Origin of the sequence: Actinoplanes sp. NPDC026623 (genome assembly GCF_040638275.1) — a bacterium.
In the GTDB taxonomy this organism is placed as follows: Bacteria; Actinomycetota; Actinomycetes; order Mycobacteriales; family Micromonosporaceae; genus Actinoplanes.
Map to the genome: position 1 here is coordinate 1 of NZ_JBEZXZ010000416.1, position 2,005 is coordinate 2,005.

General features: G+C 75.7%; 2 protein-coding genes. One reads left to right on the forward strand and one right to left on the reverse strand.

Translation table 11 applies throughout. The annotated features are described in order from the left end of the window. Window positions 1–286 precede the first annotated feature (286 nt). The gene (locus tag AB0F10_RS45380; protein ID WP_360640793.1) at window positions 287–1,255 is read right to left on the reverse strand and encodes an acetylxylan esterase; all 969 of its coding nucleotides are present in this window, start codon (window positions 1,253–1,255) and stop codon (window positions 287–289) included. A gap of 72 nt (window positions 1,256–1,327) precedes the next feature. Between AB0F10_RS45380 and AB0F10_RS45385 the strand changes: the two genes are divergently transcribed. Further along, window positions 1,328–1,831, forward strand: a complete 504-nt coding sequence (locus AB0F10_RS45385; RefSeq protein ID WP_360640795.1) for an N-acetyltransferase family protein — start codon at window positions 1,328–1,330, stop codon at window positions 1,829–1,831. Window positions 1,832–2,005 lie beyond the last annotated feature (174 nt).

A 2,005-nucleotide genomic window follows, 5' to 3' on the forward strand; every position in this document is an offset into this window, starting at 1 on the left:
GGCGGCCACCCTGGGGCGTGCGCACCGGCGCGGGGGGGCGCGCCGCGCGGGGCGCCGCCCGGCCGGCGGGGCCCGGCGGGGGGGGGGGGGGGGGGGGGCGGCCCCCGCCGCCGAGGCGGGAGCGGCGTACGCGCCGGGCGGCGCGGCGGTGGCGGCGGTGACCGCCGCGAGCAGAACGGTGCTCGCGAGGGCGCGCCGAAGGACGCTGTGATGCACGGCTGTCTCCATGGGTGAGGAGTGCAATGTTTGGGAGCGCTCCCATAGTCCGCACCCGCAGAGACGTATGTCAATGACCGATCAGGCGCTCACGCAGGAACTCCAGCGCGCGGACCTCGTCCAGGATGCCGCCGCCCTCGTGGCCGTTGTACTCCCACAGCAGCATCTGGCGCGGGCCGGCGTACTCGTGGAAGGCGCCGTACACGGTGGACGGCGGGCAGGTCGCGTCCATGAGCGCCGCGGAGAACAGCGCCGGGGCGTCCGCGCGACGGGCGAGATTGACGCAGTCGAAGTATCCGAGCGTGCGGTGCACCCGCTCGACGCTCTCCCGGTGGATCTTGAGGTAGTCGGCGATCTCCCGGTACGGGTACGCGTCGGTGATCCGGGTGGCGCGCGGGAAGTCGCACAGGAACGGCACGAACGCGACGGCCGCCGCGAGATCGGCGCGCAGCCCCGCGACGGCGAGCGCGAGGCCGCCGCCCTGGCTGCCGCCGAGCACGGCGACGCGGTCCGGATCGACCTGCGGCAGCGACCGGGCGGCGTCCACCGCGCGCACCGCGTCGGTGTAGAGGCGCCGGTAGTAGTAGCCAGCCGGATCCAGGATGCCGCGGGTCATCACGCCCGGCACCTGCGGTCCGGCCGGCGCCGGGTCCGGGGTGTCTCCCACGCTCCACCCGGAGCCCTGACCCCGGGTGTCCATCTGCAGGTGCGCGAAGCCGGCCGAGGCCCACAGCAGGTTCTCGCACGCGTGCCCGCGACCGCCGCCGTAGCCCACGTACTGCACCACCGCCGGCAGCGCGCCGGCGTGCCCGGCGGGCAGCCGCAGCCAGGCGCGGACGTCCTGGCCGGCGTAGCCGCGGAAGGTCACGTCGTAGGTGTCGATGGTGGTGAGCCCGGTGGCGACCCGCCGCGTGCGCACGCCGATGTCGTGCCCGGCGGCCTCGGCCAGCGTGCCGGCCCAGAAGTCGTCGAGGTCCGGCGGCTCGACCTGGGAACTCCGGTACGCCAGGAGCTCGTCGAGGGGGAGATCGATCAGCATGGCCGTCCTTTCGTCGTCGCCGTCACGGTAGTTTGATCGGCAGTCGGCGTTCACACCCACCGGAGGCTGCGCATGACCCTGGTGACGGTGCGGCCGATGCGGGCCGCCGACGCCGGCCGGGTGCTCGCGATCTACCAGACCGGCCTGGACACCGGCAACGCCGGATTCGAGCCCAGCGCACCGGACTGGGCGGCGTTCGACGCGGCGAAGCTGCCCGGCCACCGGTTCGTCGCGGTCGACAGCGCCGGCGCGGTGCTCGGCTGGGTCGCGGTCTCCGCCGTGTCGGCCCGGGCCGTCTACGCGGGCGTGGTCGAGCACTCGGTGTACGTCGATCCGGCCGCCCAGCGCCGCGGCGTCGGCCGGGCACTGCTCGACGCGCTGATCGCCTCGACCGAGGCGGCCGGGATCTGGACCATCCAGTCCGGGGTCTTCCCGGAGAACACCGCCAGCCTCGCCGTCCACCGCGCCGCGGGCTTCCGGGAGGTCGGCGTCCGCGAGCGCATCGGCCGGCACCGCAACTTCGGCAACCGCTGGCGCGACGTGGTGTTCATCGAGCGCCGCAGCCCGCACATCTGACCGGCGGCGCTCAGCGGCGGGCCCGTTCCAGGCGGGCGGTGAGGGCCGCGACCGCCGCCGGCTCCGGCCGGCCGGTGCCGGTGGCCGGGTGGGCGAGCAGCCGGCGGATCAGGCCGGCGGTCTTGCTGCGGCCGGTGCCCAGCGGTGCGAGGGCGGCGCGCGCCTGCTCGTCCG